Consider the following 21,773-nt stretch of genomic DNA (forward strand, 5'->3'; position numbering starts at 1 on the left):
AAAACTCGAAAAGCTCAATGTTTTACATTCGATCAAGATGGACTTTGTTAACCGTTTTGCTAATATCACTTAGGGTTTCTTGAATCCCTTTTTCTTTGCGTTCACTGTAACGGTCGGTGAGATAATTAACCTGATCTCGCAGTAATACCGTAAATTTGTAAAGCTCCTCCATAACATCAACAACCCGATCTCGATAAGGGGAATCTTTCATCGTCCCGTCTTCGTTAAATTCTTGGTAAGCTTTAGCTACTGAAGACTGATTCGGAATGGTAAACATTCGCATCCAACGACCTAAAATTCTCAGGGTATTAACAGCATTAAAAGATTGGGAACCCCCACTAACCTGCATCACCGCTAAAGTTCTTCCCTGAGTGGGTCTAACAGCGCCAATATTGAGAGGAATCCAATCAATTTGATTTTTCATAATCCCACTAATTTGACCATGCAATTCTGGACTTGACCAAACTTGTCCTTCAGACCACAAACTCAATTCGCGTAACTCCTGAACTTTAGGGTGAGTATCCGGTACACTTCCATAAATCGGTAATTCTCGCGGGTTAAAAAACCTGACTTCTGCACCCAATTCTTGTATAATTCGGGCGGATTCTTCTGCTAATAAACGACTGTAGGAACGTTCTCGCAAAGAACCATATAAGAACAGAATTCGGGGTGGATGATCAAACTGACTCATTGATTTAAACCTTTAAACAACGAGGATCAAGTAAGCTGGCTTTTTGGGGTTCTCTGGGAAACCAAAAGGCGGTTTTTTTACAAAGTTCGACCAACATTAACATCACAGGAACTTCAATTAATACCCCCACAACGGTTGCTAAAGCTGCACCCGAATTTAAACCAAATAAGGTTACGGCTGTGGCGATCGCAACTTCAAAATGATTACTCGCCCCAATTAATGCGGCAGGTGCGGCATCTTCATAGGACAGTTTCAGTTTTAAAGCGATCACATAGCTAATCACAAAGATAAAATTGGTTTGCACAAATAAAGGCACTGCAATTAACAGAATATGAAATGGATTGTTAACAATCAATTCCCCTTTAAAGGCAAATAGTAATACCAGAGTAATTAACAGTGCGGAGATGGAAATAGGGCTTAAATAATGCAGAAATTCTCGTTCAAACCAAGCTTTTCCTTTATGCTTGAAAATCCAATATCGGCTATACATTCCCGCAGCTAAAGGTAATCCCACATAAATTACAACCGATAAAAAAATCGTTAGCCAAGGAACAGTTAAATCGTTGGCTGCGAGTAACCAACGCCCTAACGGTGCATATAAAAATAACATCGCTAAGGAATTAACCGCCACCATCACTAAAGTATGTCCTTGATTCCCATAACACAGATAACCCCACATCAAAACCATCGCCGTACAGGGAGCAATTCCTAATAAAATAGTTCCGGCAATATAGGAATTTGCTAAGGAAACTTCCTGACCTCGGATCAGTTCTGTTCCGGTGATTAAAGGACGAAATAACCATCCTAAAAAGAATTGAGAAAACGCCACCATTGTAAAGGGTTTAATTAACCAATTCACCACTAAAGTTAGTAATACGGGTTTAGGGGCGCGGATGGCGTTTGCAGCCTGGGTAAAATCAATTTTTACCATGATGGGATACATCATGAAAAACAGGCAAATGGCAATCGGAATCGAAATTTGATAGACGCTCATGGAGTCTAAAGTAACGGCAACTCCGGGGAATAAACGCCCTAAAATAATGCCCCCAATAATACATAAAAACACCCAAACTGTTAGGTATTTTTCAAAAACACTCAGTTTCCCCCCTGCTTGCACCGCCGATGAATTAACTTGAGGTGAATTGACACTCATTAAACCTCCTTAAAAATTTAGTATTCTGCCCGTTTTGCTAACACTTCATCGAGGGTTAAGTTAAACTCCGATGTTCCCCCGAATACCGTCCCCACTTTAGTTTTATGAAAGTTACGATAGAGTTTGGTGTAGTCATCAGGATCAAAAGCAATATAACCCACATTTTGAACGACTTTAGGCGCTTTTTGCATATAGAAATCCAGAAAATCATTCATGGCTGGGTTATTTTGAGCCGTAACCGCATTAACATAGATAAATAAGGGGCGAGCTAGGGGTCGATATTTCTCGGCTTCCGTTGCATTTGCTGAGGGTTTTATCGGCCCAGAACCTTTCTGATTATCAACGGCTAATGCTTTTAAATCTCCCGGTCTTTCCTGATAATAAGCATANTCGCCATCAAATTTTAACGAGTGATCCTCCTCAATTGGATACTGAAATCTATTGGAATGCGACTTGGGAAACTCCTTTACCTAGCTTTTTGTCCTTTGCTAATTTACAACAATTTTTAGCTTTAGATAGTTTAGATAAAATCCGTTCAGGTCAAATTCAAGAAGTTTTAGATAATTTAGAACTCAGTTGGAGAATCCGAGAATCCATCAGAAAACAACCCACATTAATTGCTCAACTTGTTTCTCTAATTATAGATTCTTATTTGATTGGTTTATTTCGTAAGCTCGATTATGTACCTCCTGAATGGCAAGGTCGCATTAATCAGTTATTGAATCAAGATTACTATAACTCTTTTTTGATCAGTAATGAGATGGAAGTATGGGCTGCATATAATAGTTTATCTAATTTGTTAATTTACTTTTCTAATTTGTCAATTTACCTTAAAATTATCAATCAAGATGATAACGATGATAACCAATCCCAAAATACTTTTGCTCAATTTATTTATTTATTCCATAAACCTTACGGAACGTTTTCAGCGATTGATCTTTTTAGAAAAAGACATTTATTTTTTCAATCTATCCCTAATAAAAATTTTTGTGATTTTGATCCTGAGAAATTTAAAAAACAATATGAACAACCTCTAGAATCATGGAATTTGATGAAAGGTGAGGAATCATTATTAACAAATCGATGGCCGATATTATTCCGACAATTAATTGATTGGGAACTAACACTCAAGATTATACAAGTCAAGGAAATTGCTGTAAAACAAGGCAAATGGCCGGAGAAAGTTCCTGGACTAGAAACCTCAATTTGTGAAGATCGTCAATGGATTTATAAAGTTTCTCCCGATGGTAAAACCATGTCAATTTCTTATAGTAAACCGCCTTCTTGGTGGCAAAAGCCAAAAATAGGAAAAGTTGACTACCCTTTAACTTATAGTAGCCAACAGATTCCTCGACTGAAACCTAAGTCAAAATCTTAATATTTAATGGCTATTCCTGAACCCAAATAGAAACCGAACCCCCCTTACAAGAAAATTCACCCCAACCGGAATCATTCGTTTCAATGGGCTCTTGAATATTCCCTGTCAGGTCATAAAATTTAGTATTCGGTTTCCCGACTTCCATCGGTTTAATTCCTTCTGGGCCATCACTTAAAATCACCGCCATTGCTTTCGGATGTTGTTCGTCTCCTAAGCGAGTCCAACCAATAATATCGGGGTGATCAAAATAGTCATATTGAGGGCCGTAGCCGTAATTTTTACGCGCATCAAGACACTGATCAATAAACTGTTTATGGGAGGGTAAAACGATTTTATAAGTATTCCCATCCCGTCCTCTATCTTCATATTCTGCACCGTAATAATCGGCATGAAAAATACAAGGATAACCCTCTTGACGTAACAATATTATAGCATAAGCTAGGGGTTTAAACCAAGGTTCAACGACAGATTCTAAGGCTTGTAACGGTTGAGAATCATGATTTTCAACAAAAGTAACGGCATTCATGGCACGGTCTTTGACTAATGTTCCATCCAAAATTGTCCGCATATCATGATATCCTCCAGCTTTACTCGCATAATGGAAATTGTAATGTAAGCTAACATCAAATACCGACATTCGTTGACCTACGGTGTCTAAATACCAATTTAATACGCTAGTATCAGGTGCCCAATATTCCCCAACAGTAAAAAGTTCCCGACCTGCATATTTTTCCATTTCATCTAACCAATTAGGGAAAAACCAAGCTGCAATATGTTTAATCGCATCTAAGCGAAATCCATCCACATTTGTTGTGTCGAGATACCATTTTCCCCAGTTTGTAATTTCAGTTCTAACCTCCTCGTGTTGGAAATCTAAATCCGCACCCATTAAATAAGCAAAATTGCCATTTTCTAAAGCAACATAATCATCAAAAGTTTTGCCTTCAAATAAATAAACGCTTCCCGATTCTTTGCTATATTCATCATAATCAACGGCATCAAAATGCCACCAATGCCACTCAAATTGAGAATATTTTCCCTGACGACCCGGAAAGTTAAACAGAGTATAAGCGTTAATATCTCGTAAATCTCCTTTAGGATTTTTTCGATCATATTGGGGGAAAGAAGTTGCTTTGGCGACTTCTGTTCCATCTGCCCCGATTCTGTGATTTAATACTGTATCAGCATAAACTTCAATTCCTGCTTGATGTAAGCTATTAATGGCATCTAAATATTGTTGACGAGTGCCATATTTCGTTCTAATTGATCCTTTTTGATCAAATTCTCCCAAATCATAAATATCATAAACCCCATATCCCACATCCATCCCGCCTCCTGTTCCTTTGTAAGCAGGTGGCAACCATAAAGCCGTAATTCCTGCATCCGCTAACTCCTGGGCGTTGTTTTTGACTTGATTCCACAGGCTTCCATCAGCAGGAAGATACCAGTGGAAATACTGCATCATCACACCGTTAATTTTTGCCATGTTCCCTGATTGATATAAAATAGTGAATATGGATTGAGTCTATCTTTGATACAATCTAATGTAAATGGGATAAAAGGGTATGATTGCACCTTTATTGAAAACATGAATATAGAAGACATCCAAGACAGCGTTCGGATTGGTATTGAAGTTACCGTTTAGTCACAGTTTCAAGACGTTCTTTATCTGAAATTGCTAACCAAGCTGATTCTGATATCTCTAATCTTCCCGGTATTTTTAAAGATGAAACTCTCCGATGTTTTAATCAAGAAGAACTGCGAAACTTATTGAATAAATTACAAAAAATCGGTTTTGATGTTACTCATGAGTCTTTTAAATTTATCTGGGATAATACAGGAGGGCATCCACACTTGGCTTCAGCTTTAGCATTTGAATTAGCTAACTCATGGTTAAATAGTCACCAGTATAATTTAGAGCAAACTCTGCAAGAATCTACATCTGAATTTTTAAAATATTATGATAATTTAATAGATATTCTTAAAGAAGATAGTTCTCTTGATAAATTGCTTCAAATTTTATTTGGGCCTTTAATTACAGTTACTAAATTTGATGCAGAAAAATTTATGAGGTATGGATTAATAGAACCTAATAGTGATGGATATTACAAAGTTTTTTCCTCTCATTTTGAGGATTATCTACGATTAGTAGGACGTTCAATAGATTTATGGCCACTTTGGCGAGATACAGAAAGAAAACTCCGTTCAGTAATTACTGAAATCATGGAAATTGAATATGGAGAAAGCTAGATGATTAGAGGACTAGAATTTAATTGAGACTTAAAACAATTGCTAGAGCGTCACTGATCTCTTGCATAATTTGATCGCTAAGAGTTCCAACTTGCGAGATCAGCCTTTTTTGTGAAACTGAACGCACCTGAAAGGTATCTGCTACTGATTTCTTACTCAACCCATTCTCCAGTGTCGGTTCAATTGTTACCATCCAGGGAACCTGATCAAATACGTCATTCCATCCAGTAATTGGTACAACAACCTTTAACCTAAGAACACCGATGTCGTTATTGCTAACAATTACACAAGGGCGAGTTTTCCCAATTTCATCGCCAACACTGGGATCGCCACTATAGAACCAAATCTGACCTCTACGCATAGTCCTGATACTTATAGAAATCTTGATCGCCTGAATCAATAAATTGAGTCAAATCACTGCCTTCTACATAGTAAGAACGCATTATTTCAGCCGCATTGATTAAGCTGAGTTTTTCAGGTTTCTCCATTTCTTCGCGCACTAACCGCAACGCAAATTCAATAATCTCCAGGCGTTCCTGATTCGGCATTTGCTTAATGGCTTCGAGGATTTGAGGCTTGATCATAGTTTTGGATGTTGTTACTCCATTTACCTCTAAATCATAGACATATTTTATACTAACTAATCCTACTTTAATTGTCAAGGTCTATGCTTCTCCCTTTCTTTGTGTCTTCGTGCCTTTGTGGTTCCTTCTACCTAAAAAAATTAGCTTTTAAAACAATCTAAACTCCTCCAAATCGTTCAATCGGCCAAAACCGAAAAACAGCACGACCAATAATATTTTCTTTAGGAAGAAAACCCCAAACATGGGAATCATTACTATCGTTGCGATTATCTCCCATAACAAAATAGGAATTTTCAGGAACTTTCACCGGGGGTAATTGATAATTAGGTTCTTCCGCAATATATCGTTCAAATAGCGGCTGATTATCAATATAAACCCGACCATTTTTAACTTCCACTATTTGACCGGGTTTACCAATAATTCGTTTAATAAAGGCTTGATCGGCTCCATAGCCAATTTCTTGTAATTGCGAGGGAGGATTAAATACAATAATATCGCCAAATTGAGGAGAGTCTAAATAATAGGATACCTTTTCAATTACTAAGCGATCGCCTATTTCTAAAGTCGGGAACATAGAATCTGAAGGAATAAATCGAGGTTCAGCAATAAACGTTCTAATGAATAATGATAATCCCAAGGCGATCGCTAAAATTACAATATTCTCTCGAATTTGATCCCAAATACTTTTTTCAGTAATTGCAGGTTGTGGCTTTTGAGTAGCTTGTTTTTCTTCAGATTTCATTGTTTTCTTTCCTAATATCATCTCTAAAAACAAATTAAGAATTAAGAATCCTAGCTGAATTTCGATTCTTAATTCTCAATAATTAACCCCTTAAATTTAATGGGTATATAGTTAATTTTCCGTTGAGGATTTGCGATGAGGAAAACGAATTCCCAAAAAGACATCATAGAGAAAACTCCAAAAGTCTTTTTTTCCGCCGAGGATTCCCACAGTTTGGGGGGAACCTTTCTCATCTAATAGGGGCTTCATAAATTCATAAGTTGGCTTGTAATAATACCAAGGAATGGAGGGCCATAAATGATGAATCAGATGGTAATTTTGCCCCAAAATTAACAGATTTAAAATTGAACTCGGATACACCCTAGAATTTTTCCAGCGACCCCGTTCTTGAAAAGGACGATGGGGTAAATAATCAAAGAATAAACCCAAGGCTATCCCCACGACTAACGCCGGACAAAACCAGAAGTTTAGAATATAGCCAAGGAAGTTATAATGAATCGAGATAGCAACAATTGTCGCTACAAATAAACGACTCAAAAACCACTCCAGAAGTTCATATTTTTTCCAGAGTTGGCGTTTGAAGAAAAACACTTCATGGTAAAAGAATCGCGCCGCGATCAACCACAGAGGCCCACCTGTGGAAACAAAATGATCGGGATCATTGTCTGGATCATTAACATGGCAGTGATGTTGGATATGAACCCGTGTAAATACGGGAAAAGCAAACCCTAACATTAAAGCACTACCATGTCCCAATACCGCGTTCAGAATGCGGTTTTTGTGGGCTGCATTATGGGATGCGTCATGAATCACTGTACCTGAAAGGTGCAGTGCCAAAACATTAATCAAAAAACAACACCAGTCTGGCCAACCCCAACGCCAGTATCCAAATGTGGAACAGATCACCATGACTACCGCGCCTAAAAACATGAGTAGCGTGGTGTTAAAGCCACCCTCTGCGGTGAGGTATTCTTTGGGGACTGTCAGTGGCTTGCTTGCCTCCGACATTACAGTTTGCACTCCTTGAAGTTTCACACCTGAGTATTTTATGAGACAAGTAACAAATTGTAAAGAATTCTAAAATTACTAAATCCAAACCTAACTGCCTAAAATAACACGATTATCCCCAGGAGAAAATATTTATGTCTCGCTCACGACTCCGTACATCCTTACTCGGACTGATTAGTTTATCCCTTACTCTATCACTGCTGGGTTCTGCGACCAGAGCTAATGCTCAACCTCGGTGGCCCTCTTTACCCAGTTTGAACGATTTGCTAGAACTGCGACGCAACAATGGTCAACCCCAACAACCGACCGCTAATCCTCCCAGCAATACAACACAAATTCCCACCCCGCAACCCCAGGCTCCGACCCAGGAAACGCCTATTCCTCAAGTGGAAGTCGAAACCGGGGAAACAGATATTGCTCGGTTTCGATGTGAAGTCATTGGCGGTCAATATACAGTCATGTATTATCCCGTCAGTCAACCGAATCAAGGCTATGCTTGGGCGGTTCCGAGTAATATGGGGGGAGGCTGGACACCAGAACGGCGTTGTGCAGAAATTAGCCGCCGTTTAGAGTCCTATCGTCCCGATGGCTTATTAGAAATGACTACAGCGATTGAGAACGGTTATAACACCCTCTGCGCCACAACCGAAGATATTCCTCAATGTCGGATTGTATTAACGGTTCCTCCTGGGGAAGATCCCTTATTAGTCCGCGATCGCATTTTCCAAAACCTAGTGATTGCCGATAGTGGCCAAAGCACCCAAGGCGTCTATACCCTCGTCGATGAAAAAAGTACCGGAGACATCATTCGAGGCGTTTTAGGCGGTTCCCGAAATCGTCCCAAATCCCAAGGAATTCCCCTGCGTCAATTCCTCGATGCTAATGATGGGGGCACCGGATCACGCTTAAACCCCCGTTATTTTCCAAAATAGGGAACAGGGAACAGGGAACAGGGAACAGGGAATAGGGATGGGGCGATTTCCTAATCACCCTTTTGGATGCTTACCCAAAACCCATTACCCATTCGTAATTCGTAATTCGTAATTCCTAATTACCCAATTCTGAATTCTTTATCGTTGTGTGTCCTTGACATGGTTAAATTCTCTTTATGATCTGTAGAGAGACGCGCCCTGGCTCGTCTCTACAGGTAATTCCTTAGATTTTTATTGAGTCATGCAACCGCAAAATCTACTGCACCGAACTAAAATAGTCGCTACAATCGGCCCTGCTACCCAGAAGCCTGAAGTTCTCCGCGCCTTGATTGAAGCGGGTGCAACGACTCTGCGCTTGAATTTTTCCCATAATACTCACGAGGATCACCAACGGAGTATTCGGATGATTCGGCAAACGGCCTTTGAACTGAATCAACCCGTCGGCATCTTACAAGACCTGCAAGGCCCAAAAATTCGATTAGGCAAATTTGAGAACGGTTCGATTATTCTGAACCGAGAGGATCAGTTTATTCTCACCAGTGAAGATATCCTCGGAACTCAAGAAATGTCCTCCGTCACCTACAAACCCTTAGCCGATGAAGTCCCAGAAGGAGCCGTTATTCTCCTCGATGACGGCAAAGTTGAAATGTTCGTTGAGAAAGTCGAACCGCAAAAAGGGCGCTTATATTGTCGTGTTGTTGTCGGGGGAACTCTTTCTAATAGTAAAGGGGTGAATTTTCCGGGGGTTTATCTATCGATTAAAGCCTTAACTGAAAAAGACCGAAAAGACTTAATGTTTGGTTTAGATCAAGGGGTTGATTGGGTGGCTTTAAGTTTCGTTAGAAATCCCCAAGATGTATTAGAAATTAAAGAATTAATTGCCAGTGCGGGGAAAGATGTTCCCGTGATTGCCAAAATTGAAAAACACGAAGCGATTGAACAAATGGAAGAAATTCTAGCTTTGTGTAATGGGGTGATGGTGGCGCGAGGAGATTTAGGGGTAGAACTTCCCGCCGAAGACGTGCCAATTTTACAAAAACGGTTAATTATCACCGCAAACCGCATGGGAATTCCAGTCATTACCGCGACTCAGATGTTGGATAGCATGGTGAATAATCCCCGACCGACCCGGGCGGAAATTTCCGATGTGGCGAATGCGATTTTGGATGGCACTGATGCGGTGATGCTTTCCAACGAAACGGCCGTGGGTAACTATCCTGTAGAAGCGGTGGCGACAATGGCTCGGATTGCAGTTAGGATTGAACAGGAGGGTGCGACCCGCAATGTTTCTAAGGTAGAAGATACCGGACGTTCAATTCCTAATGCCATTAGTCAGGCCGTAGCCCAAATTTCTCACCAGTTGAACGCGGCGGCAATTATGACCTTAACTAAAACCGGGTCTACTGCCCGAAATGTGTCTAAATTCCGACCCCAAACCCCGATTTTAGCGATTACGCCTCACGTTGAAGTCGCGCGACAGTTAAGTTTAGTTTGGGGGGTAAAACCACTATTGGTGTTAGATTTACCTTCGGCTGACCAGACTTTCCAAGCGGCGGTGACTGTAGCCAGAGAAAAAAATCTCCTAGCGGATGGGGATTTAGTCGTAACCACGGCCGGAACCTTACAAGGGGTGGCAGGATCTACAGATTTAATTAAGGTAGAAGTGGTAACGGCTGCCTTGGGGAAAGGAACGGCCGTGGGTCAAGGCTGCGTAACCGGACGAGCGCGTGTTGCCCGCAGTGCGGGGGAATTGGGCGATTTTAATGTCGGGGAAATTTTAGTCACTCCCCAAACCAGCGCTGATTTTGTTGATGTGATGCGAAAGGCGGTGGGTGTGGTGACAGAAGCCGATAGTTTGACCAGTCACGCGGCGATTATTGGTTTACGTTTAGGGGTACCTGTAATTGTCGGTGTGAAGAATGCCACTCGCTTGATTCGAGATGGTGTGATTCTGACGTTAGACATGGAGCGAGGGATCGTTTATTCGGGCGCTAATAGTGGTTCTATGCCAGATAACCTTTAAACAACAAAATGTAGGGGCGGGTTCTGTAATTATCTTCAATTCTGATCAATAATCTAACTAAACCCGCCCCTCTTAAATGCGATCGCNCAATCATTAGGGCAATACCAACGGGCGATCGATTTCCATCAGCAATCCTTAGAAATTAAACAGGAAATCGGCAATCGCAGTGGCGTTGCTACCTCTCTGAACAATTTGGGCAATGCTTACAATTCATTAGGGCAATACCAACAAGCAATCGATTTCTGTCAGCAATCGTTAGAAATTGCACAGGAAATCGGCAATCGCGGTGGCGTTGCTAACTCTCTGGGAGGTTTGGGCAATGCTTACTATTCATTAGGGCAATACCAACGGGCAATTGATTTCTATCAGCAATGGTTAGAAATTGCACAGGAAATCGGCGATCGCCGTGGCGTTGCCGCCTCTCTGGGAAATTTGGGCAATGCTTACAATTCATTAGGGCAATACCAACAAGCAATCGATTTCTATCAGCAATCCTTAGAAATTGCACAGGAAATCGGCGATCGCGGTGGCGTTGCTGCCTCTCTGGGAAATTTGGGCATTGCTTACAAATCATTAGGGCAATACCAACAAGCGATCGATTTCCATCAGCAATCGTTAGAAATTGAACAGGAAATCGGCGATCGCCGTGGCGTTGCTACCTCTCTGGGAGGTTTGGGCAGTGCTTACCATTCATTAGGGCAATACCAACAAGCAATCGATTTCCATCAGCAATCGTTAGAAATTGCACAGGAAATCGGCAATCGCGGTGGCATTGCTATCTCTCTGAACAATTTGGGCAATGCTTACAAATCATTAGGGCAATACCAACACGCAATCGATTTCTATCAGCAATGGTTAGAAATTGCACAGGAAATCGGTGATATTCGGGGTCAAGCAAATGCTTGGTTTAATACTGGAAATACTCTTAAAAAACTTAATCGTTGTGAAGATGCTCTGGGTGCTTATCGAAATTCCCGTGAATTGTCTCAAAATCTGGGACTTGATGCCGATGTGCAAGAGTGCGATAATGCCATTCAAGAATTAACCTCACCGTCTCCCTTGTCTGCCCCTCAATCTCAAGGTTTTTGGCATTGGTTAAACCTGCAAATTCGTCGTTTTTGGCGGTGGTTGCGGCAGTTAGGGAGAGGTTGAAAAAATTAATATTCCATCTTTCTTTAATGTTTGCTACCGATAATTTAGAGAGCAGATGAAATTTTCCCCATTGCCCATTGCCCATTGCCTATTGCCTATTGCCTATCACAAGTTTCTCTATAGCAATCCGTGTAGGAATTGTGATAAAAATCTGTAGGGGTTGGGTCTCCCAACCCAGCCAAGAGGGTTGGGAGACCCAACCCCTACGATAAAATATTACAACCTCCGTCTCGAAAGCGCGGATTTCTATAGTTTGCCCGAAAAAACTTGACATTTGAAATTAAGTTTTGCTATAATGTACTATTGTACTGATATTGCATTTTTGCTGCTTTAGCTCAGTTGGTAGAGCGGTTCACTCGTAATGAACAGGTCGTCGGTTCGAGTCCGATAAGCAGCTTTTAAGTTTTAATCTGCCCAAAGGTTCACTATTATTATATAAACTCTGATTTAGATGAATGAGGGTAGCTTAATATTTTTATGTTTTTAATTAGCAAATGCACCCTAAATTAGTATTTTAATAGCAGTTAATAGTTTTGGTTTTACCCAGACTTGAATCTGTATATTTTTGAAAACAAAGTAGCGGTGTGATGAGAACCGCTACTATATTGGATGAAATAAAGGCTGAGGGTCTCAACAGTGTGAGACAGAAATTAACGTAAACCTTGAGATGTTTTGACTAACTAATTTAATCATCGTTTCTTAGTGAGATTGACGACGACGAGAAGCCAGCATTCCACCGAAGGCTAAACCTAAACCAACGAGTGTAGCAGGTTCAGGAACTTCCACGGGAGGAGGAGTCACAGTTGTCACGTTCGCTGCAAATAAGGAAGCGTGAGACAGAGCTTGACCTTGACCTTTGTTAGTCGAAACACCGATGGTATTGAATATTCCAGTTAAACCTTTTGTCCAATCATAGTCTTTGAACAGATAAGCACTGTATCCGGTACTGCTCTTTAAGCTCAAGACAAATGTATCGGTTGAGAGTGCTTGTTTGAAACTCCAATCGCCTGTATTGAAGTTTTCTTTCGCATCAAATAAATTATTGGTTTCGTCAGATTTAGCTAATAATGACCAACTGACTTCTTCATTATTATCAAATTCGGTAGCAAATAAACCTGCATCGAGCTTCCCTAGTAAAGTGCCTTGTTTGCCTGTATCATTTTCTCCAAAAGCACCTTTACAAGCGGTAGCATCGACCAAATCCCCTAATACCCCTCCTAATGAGATATCACTGGTACTACATTGACTGAGTACACCACCAGTGTCATCGCCACCGCCACCGCCTGAGATCTTAACTGCTTGTGCGGGTGCTGCAATGAAGGAAAGGGCAACTCCAGTGGCTAATATAGTAGAACCGATAATTTTAGATAGTGGGGTTTTCATCTCAGCCTCATCCTTTATGTTTTGTGGTCTAGTAACCTGGGGTAGAAACAAGGGTCTTGAACTTGGGCGTTCTTGATTTCTTGGTTCTACCTTGTTACCAATATGACGCAATCAGTGGAGATTTGTCTATAGGTTTTTGCCAATATTGGTTATTTTTACAAAACTTTTATCGTGGGTCGATACAAATATAAAGATACGATTAAATTCCCCGAAAAAACCTAGGTAAAAGATGTGTAGGCTTTCTATCTAGTAGAAGTCTGATCAATTTTTAGATGCAAAAGTTGTGAGTTAGATCACAAGACGGCGGACAAATCTATCCATATACTGGTAATAAAAAATACTTTTATATCCGCAATATCCGCAAAAAGACGAGTATCCCCATGATATTTTGTGACCGTCATCGCTGGTTTTAGCCATTAAATCCTTGAAAAACCCTGACTAGAGGGTTAAATGGGGAAATTCAACCCTTTGAGTGGAATCTGTTGTTGAGATGGACTTAAGCCTTTAGATTGTAGGAGGACGCCAAAGTTACCTAACCCCATCGGATCAATTAAAGAATGTAAGCATTCTCTTCGTTGTAATACTTCGGAAAGAGAATATTCTGAGGGTTGGGATAAAGCCGCAATGCGATCGCCTAACCCTAAAGCCATTAAAAATAAAGCCTGTTGTGTCAACCCAACAGAATTAATTCCCCAGTTTTCCCCATAAAGTTGTAAGGCGGTAAAATTAACATGGGCGGTAATATCTTGGCGACCAATATTCAGATAAGGATCATTATGATGGCAATGTTGATAATAACATTGTAAGGTTCCTTCCCGACGACTAGGAAGATAATATCGTTGGGCTTGATAACCATAATCAAGGGTAAGAATAAAACCTTGATTGAGTTTAGATGATAAGGTTTTAATCCAGTCTAAAGCAACTAAATTAACTTCTGTTCGATAGCTTTCTGGATAAGTATTAGAACATAAATCAATATCAATTAATTTAAAATAGTCTGTAATTTTTACGCTAGAAAGTTGACCAATGGTTTCTTCAAATTTAATCTCTGATGGAGTTTGAGAATCTAATGTAATATAAATTTCTTGAAGTTGATGATTTTGAACGATAACTTGATGGACAGGAAAAGCATCGACTAATTCATTAGAGAAAAAACACCCCCTAATAGTGTTATTAGGAATATCCTCAAGGTCACACCATTGAATTGATACAAAATCAGCGAGTTTTTTTTGGATTTGATGTTTTTGTTGAGCTTTGAGAAAATTAGATTTCTCGATAATAATATAATTTAAACATTTAAAAAATGTAGGATATTTTTTTTGTAAATATAACAGAATATCGCTGGCTAATATTCCCTGTCCTGCGCCCATTTCTACTAAAGTAAAGGAGTTAGGACGATCCAGAATTTCCCACATTTGAAAAAATTGTTCTGCTAACATTTCTCCAAAGTCTGATCCTAAATAGGGAGAGGTAACAAAATCTCCTTCTGCTCCTAGTTTCGGTTTATTTACACTATAATATCCATATTCTGGGTGATATAAAACCCAGTTCATATAATCAGCAAAGCTAATTCTATTTTGAGGATTTCCCTTAATTTCTTGAGCAATAAAACGGCATAAATTCAGATTGTTTTGATCATCCATAATCCAATTATAGCAATGAATAGGAAGCGTGTTTACAACAACTTTTGTGTCTTTGTGTCTTTGTGGTTAAATTATGCTTAACAAAATTAAAAATACCAGCACCAACTGCTCTAATTATTTCCTCGTTGTTGTGCTTTAGCACCCCTTAGAAAAGCACAACAACGAATCGGATTTAAACAGAAACAGCTTCAGGTTGATACCGAATATTGGCATCTTTTAAGCGTTTTAAGGCTTCTCCCAAGCGATCGCAATCTGCAATTAAACTAATTCTAAAATAGCCTTCTCCACCCATTCCAAAAGCATTTCCAGGAGTAAAAACAACACCCGTTTGTTGTAAGACTGTTAGAGCAAAATCCGTTGAATTCATCCCCTCTGGACAGGGAACCCATAAATACATCGTCGCTAAGGTTTTAGGAACAGTCCAGCCTAATTCAGCTAAACCTTTAATTAAAAAATCTCGGCGGGTGCGATAGCGTTCTTGAACTTCTTTCAGATAAGAATCCGGTAAACTTAAAGCCGTTTCTGCCGCCGTTTGTAACGCTGAAAATACCCCATAATCCAAATTAGTTTTTAACGTTCTTAACCCTTGTAAAACCTTAGAATTTCCCACCGCAAAGCCCACTCGCCAACCCGCCATATTATAGGTTTTAGACATGGTGTGAAATTCTACCCCAATTTCTTTTCCCCCCGGAATTTCTAATAAACTCGTGGGTTGATAACCATCAAAGGCTAATTCAGCATAACATAAATCATGAACCAGCAGAATTTGATATTTATGAGCAAAGGCAACAATTTCTTCAAAAAATTCACGCGGGGCGGTTGCACCCGTGGGGTTACTGGGATAATTAAAATAGAGAATTTTAGCTTGTTCAGCAATCGAATCAGGAATCGATCCTAAATCAATAATCCAATCATTTTCCGGCTTCAAAATCAGAGGATGAACCTTTCCCCCCGCAATGACTGGCCCGCGAAAATGTACGGGATAGGAAGGACTAGGAACTAACACTAAATCCCCCGGATTAATATAAGCTAAGGCTAAATGACCTAATCCTTCTTTTGATCCTAATAGAGGTAAAGCTTCGCCATTGGGGTCAAGAGAAACGCCATAACGACGGTGATACCAATTGGTAATTGCTCGTCTAAAATTAGCCGTTCCTTCAAAGGGTGGATAGCCATGATTTGCCGGATTTCTTAACGCCTGAACTGCGGCTTCAACTACAGGTTGAGGAGTGGCGCCATCGGGGTTTCCCATGCCTAAATCAATTAAATCTAAGCCCTGTTGACGGGCGTTGGCTTTCAATTCATCTAAACGGGCAAAAACATAAGGCGGTAGGGCTTGTATCCGGTCAGCAGGGCTAATCCAATCTAATGTCATTGGTCGATTATGTGAGGTTAAAACTAAGGTGTTCAGTAGCCAGAAAAAAATCGATTCTTATTTAGGGTTTTGATATTGAAACTGAATAATTCAATCTCTAACCCTAAACAATGATTCTTCATTTTCCCCTGATGGGGTCTACTTTTTTCCTTCCCTTCTTAATTCTTAATTCTGATCAAGAGTTAAGGGGTTGAATTCTTCAGCTTGACTTCAACGATGGGGGCTGTAGTTGACACCATTGCCGCCATTAACTGTTCAGGAACCACTTTAAACGGTAAACGATGAAGATCAGAACGTTCATTACAAGCAACGTCGGTGGCTTGTCGCAGTTGGGCTAAGGTGATTTCACCCATCCCTAAATCATTCAGGGTTTGGGGTAAACCTAAATCCGTGTAAAACTTTAATAATTGTTGTCTAGCGGTGGCAGCGAGTTGGTTGCCTTGTACCATTTCCTCTAAACGCAATTGCGCTAAAATCCCAAAGGCGACCTTTTCCCCGTGTAAAGTCCCATGACTGGCTGCAATATGGGTTAACCCATTATGAACTGCATGGGCGGCAACGGTACGACATTGGGCGCCCCCAATACCGCCAATAACTCCAGCAAGTAACACCGTTGCATCCACGACTTCCCGCCAAGTTTCGCCACCGTTTTCCTGTAACGCGGTTAAGGATTTTTGTAATAATATATCTCGCAGAACTCGCGCCTGTTGTACCGCAGCAATCATGAAGGTTTGATCGGAATGTCCGCTACTGACAGAGGCTTCATACCATTTAGCGATCGCATCTCCAATACCCGCTACTAACATCCGTTGGGGGGCGGTTTGAATTAAGTTATAGTCCAAAATCAATAAATCGGGACACCGGGCTAAACTGACATCATATAAAAACGCCCCATCCTCGGAATAGACGTTAGAAAGGGCTGTCCAAGCGGCGCAGGTCGCCCCAGAAGTAGGAATAGTCACGATGGGGAGATGGCATTGATAGGCGATCAGTTTGGCCGCATCCAGGGCTTTTCCGCCTCCCGTCCCGATAATAAAATCTGCTTTATGGTTACTGACAGCTTGACGTAGGGCTGTTAAGCTCGTTTCGCTACAGTCAGCGCCGTAGGATGCTTGAGAATATTGGAGCTGATGACGCTCTAAAATGGGTTGTAGAGCTTGAATAGTAAGGGGTAAAGTGCGATCGCCACCAATAATTAGCGGACGTTGACCAAAGCCTGCGATCGCCTCTCCTGCTTGTATTAAGGCATGATTTCCGCGTAAAACTTGGGCGGGAGCAATATTTAAACTTATAACCGAAGTGGATATTAGGTTCTGGGTTGAGGAAGTTTGAGGCATGGCAAGTCTAGTCAGTGGTGCTAAGGTGTCAATTATAGGGCATTAGGGTCGATGTCAGGTATATATTATTGACTGAATGTTTAAACTATTGTGTTGTATTATCAGTACAAGCGGAGGATTTAAGCATGAGATTTAAACTCGAAAATTTAGGCTGTTTAAAAGACGTTGATATAGAATTAGGTAAGTTAACGATTATTTGTGGAAAAAACAATACAGGGAAAACCTATATCAATTATGCTATTTATGGATTTTTGAGTACCTGGGATTCTATTATAGATTTTAATTTAGATAATGAAATAGAAAGTTTGTTTCAAGAGGGGACAGTAAGTATTGATTTGTCTTCACTTGAAGATAGTTTTATCCAAGCACTAAACAAATCGGTTAATAACTACTCTAAATCTATATATAAAATGTTTAGTGTTGATGAAGATTTTTTAAAAAATGCAAATTTTAATGTAATTCCATCTGAATATACACCAAATTATTCACAAGAAATATCCAGTAATTTCTTTTCCCAAAAGCAGAAACAATTTTTGAAAATCATAAAACCTAAAGATAGTTCTATTTTTGAAATTTCATTACTAATTGAGGATTCTTTAGGTGAGGACAAAAAAGAGCCAACACCACCCCTAGTAATGATTAGAGACGTGATTAACCGTACTTTAGCGAAAGCATTCTCAGGATATTATTTTCCAAAACCATTTATTATCACATCTGAAAGAACTGGAGTATCGCTCTTTTATAAAGAACTTGATATTAGCAAAAATATCATGATTGAGCAATTGAAAAAAAAATCTAAAATTGAACCGTTCGACTTTCTCAATATGTTGAATGATAGTTTATCTCGATATTCCAAACCCATTAAAGATGAAATAGATTTTGTCAGAGATTTAGACAATATTCAAAAAAACAAAAGTCCACTTCGGGAAACTCATCCAGAAATTTTAAATATTTTTAAAGAGATTTTAGGTGGGGAATATGAAGTTCAAGATGAAGGTTCTATCTGGTTTTCTTTTGATCAAGATGGAAGTTCAAATCAGGTTCCACTACACGCGAGTTCTTCTAGTGTTAAATCCTTAGTTGATCTAAACTTTTATATCAAGCATCTTGCTAAACCAGGAGATTTATTAATTATAGATGAACCAGAGCTTAATTTACATCCTTCTAATCAAAGAAAACTCGCTAAGTTGTTTACTCGTTTAATGAAAGCAGGTGTAAAATTATTGATGACAACTCATAGTGATTATTTAATTAAAGAATTTAATAACTTAATTTTATTGAATTATTCGTTTCCAGGTAAAGAAAAATTAATGGAAAAGTATAATTATATAGAAGATGATATTTTAGATAAAAATGATGTCAAAGTTTATATCTCAGATCAAAATACCTTAACTCCTGCTACCATAACAGATTTAGGAATTGAAGTTGGAAGTTTTGATCAAGAGATTATTGAAATGAATAACTTTTTCAATGAAGCAACTGTTAATTATGATTATTGAATATCTCAGGAGAATTATTAACCCCGATTCTGATATTATCATTAATATAAATCCCTATAATGCACCCAGAAATGGTATTATCACTTTAGAAGAAACCGATCCTAGTGCTACTTTAACAGAAGTTAATCTGATTGGATTTGAGCCCGAACACACCTACGCTTTTAAGTTAGATGTACAGGGAAAAAGAATTAGCCAATATTTAAACCCTAGTGAACCTAAAATTAATACCGCTTGTGATGGAATTATTTTTACTATAATTGATGGAATATTTTATGTATTTTTTTGTGAAATGAAATCTAAAAACCCGAAACTTCAAGACTGTATAATTAAATATATAAATTCAACATTATTTATCAAGTATATTTTTAATATTATTCGAGAGTTTTACCAGGTTTCATCAGAATTTAGCTTTAATGAAATTGAATACAAATATATTTTATTTGACCTCCAAACAAATGCCCAAAAAACACCGACTTCGGGAAGAAGAAATAAAGTCATTCCTCAACTATTCGTTGACTCAGATGATGAAAAAAGTATACTTGTATATCAAATTCATCATCTAACCTCAGAAGACTTATTTAATATTAGACATTTAAACTTGAATTAAACACTATCTTGATCTAAAATATGAATTATCGAGATACAGGTTTAACCTGCTCTAACAATTGTTGTAATTCATCCCCTTCAATTACCTCTGTTTCTAATACTTTTTGAGAAATTTCCGTTAATAAGTCTCGATTATAATTCAAAATAGCTAAAGCTTTTTGATGAGCATTATTAACAATATCCTTGACTTCATCATCAATAGCTTCTGCGGTTTTTTCACTCATAGGACGGCGAAGATTAGCATCAGAATTGCCTAAAAAATTATTCTGTTTGGCTTTTTCATAAGCTAAGGGCCCTAAAGCTTTACTCATGCCATAATTCAGTACCATTCTTTCAGCTAATCCCGTTGCCCGTTGTAGGTCATCTGAGGCGCCATTGGTAACATTTCCAAAGACTAATTCTTCCGCAGCCCGTCCGCCTAATAGCATGGCAATTTGTTCCCGAAATTCAATTTCATCCATTAAAAAACGGTCTTCCGTTGGCATTCTTAAAGTATACCCTAATGCGGACATTCCACGCGGCACAATAGAAATTTTAGTCACTTTTCCACCCCCCGGCATTAACGCCCCGACAATGGCATGACCGACTTCATGATAGGCGACAATTTTCTTCTCTTTTTCGTTTAACACGCGACTGCGTTTTTCTAACCCCGCAACCACCCTTTCAATAGCCTCATAAAAATCCTCCTGTTTCACTAACTTACGTTGATTTCTAGCCGCTAATAGGGCTGCTTCATTAACTAAATTTGCTAATTCTGCGCCTCCAAAACCCGGAGTTCTTGTGGCAATGGTGTGTAAATCTACATGATCTTCTAATTTAACTTTTTTAGCATAAATTTCTAAAACCGCTTTGCGTCCCGCTAAGTCGGGTCTGTCTACTAAGACCTGTCTATCAAAGCGTCCAGGGCGTAATAATGCCGCGTCTAAGGCTTCAGGGCGGTTGGTGGCGGCTAATACAATTACCGTCGCATCTCCGACCCCAAACCCATCCATTTCAGTTAATAATTGATTCAGGGTTTGTTCTCGTTCATCGTTACTCCCACTTTGGAAACTTCCACTACTTCTGGATTTTCCAATAGCATCTAATTCATCAATAAAAATAATACAGGGGGCTTTCTTTTTCGCCTGTTCAAATAAGTCTCGAACTCGCGCGGCTCCAGTTCCCACAAATAACTCAATAAATTCTGAACCCGATATACTAAAAAAGGGAACTCCGGCTTCTCCAGCGACCGCTTTTCCTAATAGAGTTTTTCCAGTTCCTGGGGGGCCAACTAATAACACGCCTTTGGGAATTTTTGCTCCTATTTCGGTAAACCGTTGGGGACTTTTCAGGAAATCAACGATTTCTGCTAATTCGGTTTTTGCTTCATCAACTCCCGCCACATCTGCAAAGGTAATATTATCGGTTTCACCTTTAACAAAAACCTTGGCTTTACTTTTATTAATGGATAATGATCCTTGGGGATCTCGTTTCATAAAATATTGAAACGCTACCACTAAAATTAAAGGCGGAATTACCCAATTTAAAACAACACTTAACCAACTTTGTTTAGGAGCCGGAGAAGCCGCAAATTCAATTCCTTTGGCTTCTAAGCGTTTGGGGAGTTCTAAATCAAAAATCGGGGTAGTTGATAAAATTCCTTCAGGTTGATTATTCTCGCCTTTGATTTGGTAAAGAATTTCGTTGTCGCCCACTAAAACTTTTGAGACTTTACCATCTTCAATTTGTTGGATAAAAAAACTATAGGGAACTTTAGGAAAACGAGGACGAGTCAGTTGAGGAAACAACCAATTTCCGATTAAAATTACCCCGGCTGAGATTAATAAAATTTGGGCAATTTTTTGAGAACTGGGTAATTTAGGTCTTTTTTTAATACTCATAAAATTTGGCTCTGGTTTGTTCTCGTTGCTCTCGTTAACCTCGTTTCTAGGTTCAACCTAGAAATGCTACTAGGGCGGCTCTGCCACCCTTCTCCAAATCGGATAGTATTTTTAGAGGCCTCTGATCGGCATTCCCT

19 protein-coding genes and 1 tRNA gene are annotated in these 21,773 nt (G+C 39.4%); 7 read left to right on the top strand and 13 right to left on the bottom strand.

All coding sequences use genetic code 11. From position 1 onward, the window contains the following. Positions 1-22 precede the first annotated feature (22 nt). The 4 genes from arsH to PL8927_RS10300 all read right to left on the bottom strand — a co-directional run bounded on the left by arsH (position 23) and on the right by PL8927_RS10300 (position 4,708). Positions 23-691: an arsenical resistance protein ArsH gene (arsH, locus tag PL8927_RS10280; RefSeq protein ID WP_083620800.1), complete on the bottom strand. Its 669-nt coding sequence runs from the start codon at positions 689-691 to the stop codon at positions 23-25. Positions 692-695: 4 nt separating this feature from the next. After that, complete coding sequence (gene arsB, locus PL8927_RS10285; protein ID WP_083620802.1) at positions 696-1,844, bottom strand: ACR3 family arsenite efflux transporter; 1,149 nt, start codon at positions 1,842-1,844, stop codon at positions 696-698. A gap of 17 nt (positions 1,845-1,861) precedes the next feature. Beyond that, positions 1,862-2,059: a hypothetical protein gene (locus PL8927_RS10290; protein ID WP_156093154.1), complete on the bottom strand. Its 198-nt coding sequence runs from the start codon at positions 2,057-2,059 to the stop codon at positions 1,862-1,864. Between the two features lie 1,173 nt (positions 2,060-3,232). Beyond that, on the bottom strand, positions 3,233-4,708 hold the full coding sequence (locus tag PL8927_RS10300; RefSeq protein ID WP_083620807.1) for an alpha-amylase: 1,476 nt from the start codon (positions 4,706-4,708) through the stop codon (positions 3,233-3,235). A 284-nt stretch (positions 4,709-4,992) separates the two neighbouring features. Between PL8927_RS10300 and PL8927_RS10305 the strand changes: the two genes are divergently transcribed. After that, entirely contained in the window at positions 4,993-5,472 is a 480-nt protein-coding gene (locus tag PL8927_RS10305) for a hypothetical protein (protein ID WP_083620809.1), read from the top strand. Between the two features lie 19 nt (positions 5,473-5,491). Here PL8927_RS10305 and PL8927_RS10310 read toward each other — a convergent pair whose 3' ends face one another. From PL8927_RS10310 to crtR, 4 genes are all read right to left on the bottom strand, one after another. Next, entirely contained in the window at positions 5,492-5,833 is a 342-nt protein-coding gene (locus PL8927_RS10310; protein WP_083620811.1) for a type II toxin-antitoxin system PemK/MazF family toxin, read from the bottom strand. Further along, the gene (locus PL8927_RS10315; protein ID WP_231505977.1) at positions 5,826-6,134 is read right to left on the bottom strand and encodes a hypothetical protein; all 309 of its coding nucleotides are present in this window, start codon (positions 6,132-6,134) and stop codon (positions 5,826-5,828) included. Before PL8927_RS10315 ends, PL8927_RS10310 begins: the two co-directional genes overlap by 8 nt. A gap of 79 nt (positions 6,135-6,213) precedes the next feature. Further along, the gene (lepB, locus tag PL8927_RS10320) at positions 6,214-6,798 is read right to left on the bottom strand and encodes a signal peptidase I (RefSeq protein ID WP_083620812.1); all 585 of its coding nucleotides are present in this window, start codon (positions 6,796-6,798) and stop codon (positions 6,214-6,216) included. Between the two features lie 111 nt (positions 6,799-6,909). Continuing rightward, entirely contained in the window at positions 6,910-7,806 is an 897-nt protein-coding gene (gene crtR, locus PL8927_RS10325; RefSeq protein ID WP_083620813.1) for a beta-carotene hydroxylase, read from the bottom strand. A 134-nt stretch (positions 7,807-7,940) separates the two neighbouring features. Here crtR and PL8927_RS10330 point away from each other — a divergent pair, with 134 nt between their 5' ends. The 4 genes from PL8927_RS10330 to PL8927_RS10345 all read left to right on the top strand — a co-directional run bounded on the left by PL8927_RS10330 (position 7,941) and on the right by PL8927_RS10345 (position 12,310). Further along, a complete protein-coding gene (locus tag PL8927_RS10330) occupies positions 7,941-8,738 on the top strand; it encodes a COP23 domain-containing protein (RefSeq protein WP_083620815.1) in 798 nt (265 codons plus the stop codon). Between the two features lie 241 nt (positions 8,739-8,979). Then, the gene (pyk, locus tag PL8927_RS10335) at positions 8,980-10,761 is read left to right on the top strand and encodes a pyruvate kinase (RefSeq protein WP_083620817.1); all 1,782 of its coding nucleotides are present in this window, start codon (positions 8,980-8,982) and stop codon (positions 10,759-10,761) included. Between the two features lie 141 nt (positions 10,762-10,902). Further along, positions 10,903-11,913 (top strand): tetratricopeptide repeat protein, encoded by a 1,011-nt coding sequence (locus PL8927_RS10340; RefSeq protein WP_407947397.1) that lies wholly within the window; start codon positions 10,903-10,905, stop codon positions 11,911-11,913. Between the two features lie 324 nt (positions 11,914-12,237). After that, positions 12,238-12,310: transfer RNA gene (locus PL8927_RS10345), tRNA-Thr, on the top strand. Between the two features lie 302 nt (positions 12,311-12,612). On the opposite strand, the gene PL8927_RS10350 is transcribed toward PL8927_RS10345, so the two are convergent. The 4 genes from PL8927_RS10350 to PL8927_RS10365 form a co-directional block, all read right to left on the bottom strand. After that, entirely contained in the window at positions 12,613-13,296 is a 684-nt protein-coding gene (locus tag PL8927_RS10350; RefSeq protein WP_083620822.1) for a PEP-CTERM sorting domain-containing protein, read from the bottom strand. A 446-nt stretch (positions 13,297-13,742) separates the two neighbouring features. Beyond that, the gene (locus tag PL8927_RS10355) at positions 13,743-14,939 is read right to left on the bottom strand and encodes a class I SAM-dependent methyltransferase (protein ID WP_083620824.1); all 1,197 of its coding nucleotides are present in this window, start codon (positions 14,937-14,939) and stop codon (positions 13,743-13,745) included. Positions 14,940-15,111: 172 nt separating this feature from the next. Continuing rightward, positions 15,112-16,314: an aspartate aminotransferase gene (locus PL8927_RS10360; RefSeq protein WP_083620826.1), complete on the bottom strand. Its 1,203-nt coding sequence runs from the start codon at positions 16,312-16,314 to the stop codon at positions 15,112-15,114. Between the two features lie 182 nt (positions 16,315-16,496). Continuing rightward, positions 16,497-17,651 (bottom strand): iron-containing alcohol dehydrogenase family protein, encoded by a 1,155-nt coding sequence (locus PL8927_RS10365; RefSeq protein WP_083620828.1) that lies wholly within the window; start codon positions 17,649-17,651, stop codon positions 16,497-16,499. A gap of 125 nt (positions 17,652-17,776) precedes the next feature. On the opposite strand from PL8927_RS10365, the gene PL8927_RS10370 reads away from it, so the two are divergent. Together PL8927_RS10370 and PL8927_RS10375 are read left to right on the top strand one after the other, a co-directional pair. Further along, positions 17,777-19,150, top strand: coding sequence for an AAA family ATPase (locus PL8927_RS10370; protein WP_083620830.1), 1,374 nt, complete (start codon positions 17,777-17,779; stop codon positions 19,148-19,150). Further along, on the top strand, positions 19,122-19,757 hold the full coding sequence (locus PL8927_RS10375; protein ID WP_083620832.1) for a hypothetical protein: 636 nt from the start codon (positions 19,122-19,124) through the stop codon (positions 19,755-19,757). Before PL8927_RS10370 ends, PL8927_RS10375 begins: the two co-directional genes overlap by 29 nt. A gap of 25 nt (positions 19,758-19,782) precedes the next feature. On the opposite strand, the gene ftsH is transcribed toward PL8927_RS10375, so the two are convergent. Continuing rightward, positions 19,783-21,636: an ATP-dependent zinc metalloprotease FtsH gene (ftsH, locus tag PL8927_RS10380; RefSeq protein WP_083620834.1), complete on the bottom strand. Its 1,854-nt coding sequence runs from the start codon at positions 21,634-21,636 to the stop codon at positions 19,783-19,785. Positions 21,637-21,773: the final 137 nt, after the last annotated feature.

Source organism: Planktothrix serta PCC 8927 (assembly GCF_900010725.2).
Taxonomy (GTDB): Bacteria; Cyanobacteriota; Cyanobacteriia; order Cyanobacteriales; family Microcoleaceae; genus Planktothrix; species Planktothrix serta.

What these genes read in the sequence shown, in the direction of transcription:
- arsH (WP_083620800.1), bottom strand. Translation starts at nt 691, where the DNA reads ATGAGTCAGTTTGATCATCCACCCCGAATTCTGTTCTTATATGGTTCT.
- arsB (WP_083620802.1), bottom strand. Translation starts at nt 1,844, where the DNA reads ATGAGTGTCAATTCACCTCAAGTTAATTCATCGGCGGTGCAAGCAGGG.
- PL8927_RS10290 (WP_156093154.1), bottom strand. Translation starts at nt 2,059, where the DNA reads ATGAATGATTTTCTGGATTTCTATATGCAAAAAGCGCCTAAAGTCGTT.
- PL8927_RS10300 (WP_083620807.1), bottom strand. Translation starts at nt 4,708, where the DNA reads ATGGCAAAAATTAACGGTGTGATGATGCAGTATTTCCACTGGTATCTT.
- PL8927_RS10310 (WP_083620811.1), bottom strand. Translation starts at nt 5,833, where the DNA reads ATGCGTAGAGGTCAGATTTGGTTCTATAGTGGCGATCCCAGTGTTGGC.
- lepB (WP_083620812.1), bottom strand. Translation starts at nt 6,798, where the DNA reads ATGAAATCTGAAGAAAAACAAGCTACTCAAAAGCCACAACCTGCAATT.
- crtR (WP_083620813.1), bottom strand. Translation starts at nt 7,806, where the DNA reads ATGTCGGAGGCAAGCAAGCCACTGACAGTCCCCAAAGAATACCTCACC.
- PL8927_RS10330 (WP_083620815.1), top strand. Translation starts at nt 7,941, where the DNA reads ATGTCTCGCTCACGACTCCGTACATCCTTACTCGGACTGATTAGTTTA.
- pyk (WP_083620817.1), top strand. Translation starts at nt 8,980, where the DNA reads ATGCAACCGCAAAATCTACTGCACCGAACTAAAATAGTCGCTACAATC.
- PL8927_RS10350 (WP_083620822.1), bottom strand. Translation starts at nt 13,296, where the DNA reads ATGAAAACCCCACTATCTAAAATTATCGGTTCTACTATATTAGCCACT.
- PL8927_RS10355 (WP_083620824.1), bottom strand. Translation starts at nt 14,939, where the DNA reads ATGGATGATCAAAACAATCTGAATTTATGCCGTTTTATTGCTCAAGAA.
- PL8927_RS10360 (WP_083620826.1), bottom strand. Translation starts at nt 16,314, where the DNA reads ATGACATTAGATTGGATTAGCCCTGCTGACCGGATACAAGCCCTACCG.
- PL8927_RS10365 (WP_083620828.1), bottom strand. Translation starts at nt 17,651, where the DNA reads ATGCCTCAAACTTCCTCAACCCAGAACCTAATATCCACTTCGGTTATA.
- PL8927_RS10370 (WP_083620830.1), top strand. Translation starts at nt 17,777, where the DNA reads ATGAGATTTAAACTCGAAAATTTAGGCTGTTTAAAAGACGTTGATATA.
- PL8927_RS10375 (WP_083620832.1), top strand. Translation starts at nt 19,122, where the DNA reads ATGAAGCAACTGTTAATTATGATTATTGAATATCTCAGGAGAATTATT.
- ftsH (WP_083620834.1), bottom strand. Translation starts at nt 21,636, where the DNA reads ATGAGTATTAAAAAAAGACCTAAATTACCCAGTTCTCAAAAAATTGCC.